The following is a 4,206-nucleotide window of genomic DNA, read 5'->3' on the forward strand; positions in this document are numbered from 1 at the left end:
TGTTGACGCTCCGCGTCACGATTTTGCTCCGCACCGCACGCGCATGTCTGGGCGCAGGTGGCACGACAGCGGGAGGGCGCGATGGTTGGAGTGCTATCGGATCACTGCTGTGACTTGAGGCAATCCAGGTCAGTGAAGTCCTTGCGCATGTCGGCGATGCGGCTCAGCAGTTTTGCACGCTGTTCCGGTGTGCTCATGGCGGTAACGTCGACAATCAGCGATATCGCTGCCTTCTCGGTCTGGTCATACGCCTTGCGGTACTCGGGCGTCCAGAAGGTCTCACGGTCTTGCAACAGTGCGGCGATGCGCTGCGGGAAATCGCTTGCCTGACGTTGTTGCACGGTCGCCAGAAACAGGTTCTGCCAGCGAGTACGGTTTTCAATCCACGCCTTGTTTTGCTCGCCAAGCGAGGCGGACCAGGCCTGAATCCGGTCTTTCTGCGCCTGATTCAGCTTGCCTATCCATGGCGTCAGGCGTTTTTGCATGCGGTCGGCGCGCTCGGCAACCTGGCGTTCCAGCGGTTGCTCAAGGTATTTGTTTTCACGTTTACGCTGATCCTTGGCAAACGACTCCTGCATCTCTTGCACTTGCTTGTCATCAAAGCGCGAGAGCAATTCCACAGCAGACGGGGTAATTTCCTTCGATATTTTCGCTATCGCCTCTTTGGCTTCGCGAGTGCGGGCCTCCAGCCCCTCGTACGTCACCTGGTCGGTTTTGACCATATCCTCAAGCTTGTCCAGCCAGGTCAGATACTCCGGCAACTGGGTACTGCAATGCCAGCTCAAGTGTTGCTTGAGGCGCACATCCAGCCAGCTTTTCTGTTCCGAATTCATGTCCAGGTAGTCGCTGAGCGTCCACGGGATGATGACGTCGAGATTGCGATACGCCAGTCCAACCTGATTGCATCCTGCAAGCAGCGCAGTGGTCATCAACAGGGTGATGAGGGCTTTGAATAAAGACTGCATGACAACTCCTTGGCGTACTGACGTGCAGTAGAGGAGTGTAGCGTCTGGCAGTTCAACCGGTTTGAGCCTTTAAAAGAACGAGCGCACCGCTTTGAGCGTAAACGTCCCTTCACAGCGCGCGTTGTGGCCGCTGTAGACACTGCAATCGCCGCCGCTCAGGCTTGAGCCGCTGTAGATGAGGTTCATGTCAATGCCCAGCCAGGGGCGTGACAGGTTCAGCGACCAGTCGTTGAAACCGTTGATCAACCCGCCGTCGGCGGAAGATTGCGGGGTATCAAACTGATGATTGGCGTACTGCATGCGCACGCCCACCCCCAGTTGCTCGATAGCCCCCAGGTCGACAAATACCGTGCTGTCGCGTGTGCCAACATCGTTACTGAATGCTGCGCCGATGCGGCTGTTTCGCATGCGCAGTCCGGCGTAGAACTCGTGACTGTCGATCTGGCTGGTATCGGGGTAGCTGTAACGAATCATCCCCAGTTCATAGCCCAAGGTATTATCGAAGGGTTTCTTGAAGCCCATGTAGGAGTCAAGTTCCATCCCTGAATCGGAAGCAAAACCCATGTTTGGTGCCCATTGGCCGAAGTAGAAGCCGCTCTCGTGGGTCAGGTCCAGTCCGCCATGAAAAGAGCCCGAGCCGCCGCTGGGCGTCACAAGGCCTTGCGCCATGCTGCGCGTGGGCGTAGTTGCCAGTTTCAGGTCGAAGTCGCCCAAATCCCGCTCCAGAACCTGGGCAGAGACGAACTGACAGACAAGCATGGCGCTGAAAGACAGCACATGTAAGCGATGGCTGAGCATGGCTCACTCCTTGATCTGCGAGGAGTGTGGTCAGGGATGGCGTATCAAAAATGGCTCAGGAGCCGACACAAGCCGCGAGCTAGAGCCTCGCAAGGATACCGTTGAAATGGACCGCGGGCGCACCGTTCGTCGATCCGTTGTGTGTCAGTTAGCCGCAGTGGTGCGCGCCGAGGGGATGACCAGGCCGCGAATCACTACCAGCGCCTGTTGAAATGACGGGTAGCCGCTCTTGGCAACGTCCAGTTGGGAGTACTCGGCCTGGTAACGTTCAGCAAGCTTCGGGTCGCTGACGCTCAGCTGTTGCGAGAGCAGGGCGATGGCCAGTGGATGCTTGTGCTTTGCCGCAGTCTGCAGCAGTTCGATAATCTGTTTTTGATCGGCCTGCTGGCGGATCAACAGTACGGCCTGGTAGAACTCGGCTTCGCCCGATGCGTCGTCGAGTGCGGCACGGCGCAGCATGGCTTCGGCCAGCTCGTAGTTTTCGCGGTCGTCTTCGCTGATCAGCAACTTGGCCTGGAGCATGTCGTTCTGATAAAGCAGATGCCCCGCCCGGCATGGGCTGTCGGTGAGCTGGCTGTCATTGGGACCGTTTTCGCAGTGGTGCGATGCGCAGCCGCCAAGGTAGACAAGTGCGCCGAAAAGCATCCAGTTCTTCATTCGAGCATTCCACAAAGGAGATAACGTCCAGAGCGTGAACCAGCTCGTGGTCATAGTGATATCAGAGGAGAGAGTAGCAGCGTGACCGGAAGAATATCCAGCGAAGGATCGTCAATCTAGCGCCTTGAGCGTCAAGGCGCATAGAGATCGACAGGCAGGGCGCGGTTTTACTTTTTACCGAGATTGATCTGCTTGGAAGGTGCGAAGGTCTGGCCACTCACGCCTTTGGCAATTTGCTGGATTTCACCGCCGGACTTCAGGAAAGCTGCAATCTGCGCGTTGATCGAATCGCTCGTTTCAACGGCTGGGGCGGGTTTGGCTTTCGAGTGGGATGCTTTGATACGCATGGCTGCCATTTACCTTCATAAACGTAATACGGCCAGCCAGAGTACAGGAAACGCTTGATTATTGCTTGGCAAATATGGCATTCGCCCGAGGTCGGCCGTTTGGCGGAGCTGCTTGGGCTCTGCGCGATTTAAATCTAACACTCTGTTTTAAAAGACAAGTTTATGACTGGTAGCCTTTGTGCTGCCCGAGCGCGTCAATCCGTTTCGATCGGGGAAGCTGACGAGTGGAGGCTATGTCGGCACCTTCTGCCACGCGGCGCGAACCCGGCGGTAAAGTCGGGTAGAATGCCGCCCACGCAATGAGGGTATCTGGAAATGGCTTTAATCGGGCGCTACAACAGCTTGCAAATCGTCAAGCACACGAACTTCGGTCTGTATCTGGACGGTGCGCAGGATGGTGAAATCCTTCTGCCCAATCGGTACATCCCCAAGGATATTCCTACTGAAGATGAAGACTGGCTCAATGTGTTCATCTATCTGGACAGCGAAGACAAGCTGATCGCCACCACTGAAAAACCCAAAGTGCAGGTCGGTGAGTTTGCCAGCCTCAAGGTGGTTGAAGTCAACAGCATCGGCGTGTTCCTCGACTGGGGCCTGCCCAAGGACCTGTTGCTGCCGTACTCCGAAGAGAAGCGTACCTTGCAGGCCGGTGAATACTGCGTGGTTCATGTTTACCTCGATAAGCACACGCGGCGCATCACCGCCACCGCGCGCCTGGATCGCTACCTGGACAAAACCCCGGCCAGTTACAGCGTCGGCCAGGAGGTTGACCTGCTGGTCGCCGAAGCGACCGATATGGGTTTCAAGGCGATTATCAACAACAAGCATTGGGGCTTGATTCACAAGAACGAAGTGTTCAAGTTCATGCGCGCCGGCAAGCAGGAAAAGGGCTACATCAAGGAAATCCGTGCCGACGGCAATATCAGCCTGAGCCTGCAGCCGGTGGGCGCAGAAGCAGCGAGCAGCCTGAATTCGAAAATTCTCTCAAAGCTGCGTGAGAACAACGGTACATTGCCAGTCAGCGACAAAAGCGATCCGCAGGTCATCAGCGGCCTGTTTGGGGTCAGCAAAGGTAACTTCAAGAAAGCTATCGGTGCGTTGTACAAACAGGGGCAGATCGTGATTCACGCTGACCGTATCGACCTGGTCTGATATATCGCCCGGGCCCGGAATTTCATCAAGGACGTCCCATGAAAAGAATACTCACGGCTTACCTCGGCACGTTACTGGCGTTTCTGATCCTCGACGGGTTGTGGCTGGGCGTCCTCATGGGGCCGACCTACCGTGAATGGCTCGGACCGCTGATGCTTGCCACGCCCGTGGCTGGGCCTGCAATAGCGTTCTATCTGCTCTACGGGGCAGGCGTCGTGGTTTTCGGCGTAATGCCCGCGGTCAGAGAGCAGCGACTGAGCCGTGCGACCTTGATGCATAGGAATTTC

Annotated in this window: 6 protein-coding genes; 2 read left to right on the forward strand and 4 right to left on the reverse strand. The window is 56.5% G+C overall.

Annotation, left to right across the window (positions count from 1 at the left end; translation table 11 throughout):
* Window positions 1-101: 101 nt before the first annotated feature.
* The 4 genes from ALO64_RS18600 to ALO64_RS18615 form a co-directional block, all read right to left on the reverse strand.
* The gene (locus ALO64_RS18600; RefSeq protein ID WP_005734008.1) at window positions 102-965 is read right to left on the reverse strand and encodes a DUF6279 family lipoprotein; all 864 of its coding nucleotides are present in this window, start codon (window positions 963-965) and stop codon (window positions 102-104) included.
* Between the two features lie 69 nt (window positions 966-1,034).
* Window positions 1,035-1,763 (reverse strand): TorF family putative porin, encoded by a 729-nt coding sequence (locus tag ALO64_RS18605; RefSeq protein WP_044345082.1) that lies wholly within the window; start codon window positions 1,761-1,763, stop codon window positions 1,035-1,037.
* 144 nt (window positions 1,764-1,907) lie between these two features.
* Window positions 1,908-2,420: a hypothetical protein gene (locus ALO64_RS18610; RefSeq protein ID WP_004657591.1), complete on the reverse strand. Its 513-nt coding sequence runs from the start codon at window positions 2,418-2,420 to the stop codon at window positions 1,908-1,910.
* 167 nt (window positions 2,421-2,587) lie between these two features.
* A complete protein-coding gene (locus ALO64_RS18615; protein ID WP_002554403.1) occupies window positions 2,588-2,776 on the reverse strand; it encodes a hypothetical protein in 189 nt (62 codons plus the stop codon).
* Window positions 2,777-3,082: 306 nt separating this feature from the next.
* Here ALO64_RS18615 and ALO64_RS18620 point away from each other — a divergent pair, with 306 nt between their 5' ends.
* The gene (locus ALO64_RS18620) at window positions 3,083-3,919 is read left to right on the forward strand and encodes a CvfB family protein (RefSeq protein WP_002554402.1); all 837 of its coding nucleotides are present in this window, start codon (window positions 3,083-3,085) and stop codon (window positions 3,917-3,919) included.
* A gap of 38 nt (window positions 3,920-3,957) precedes the next feature.
* A partial coding sequence (locus ALO64_RS18625) for a DUF2177 family protein (protein WP_157058675.1) occupies window positions 3,958-4,206 on the forward strand: 249 nt, incomplete at its 3' end.

The organism is Pseudomonas meliae (genome assembly GCF_001400515.1).
In the GTDB taxonomy this organism is placed as follows: Bacteria; Pseudomonadota; Gammaproteobacteria; order Pseudomonadales; family Pseudomonadaceae; genus Aquipseudomonas; species Aquipseudomonas amygdali.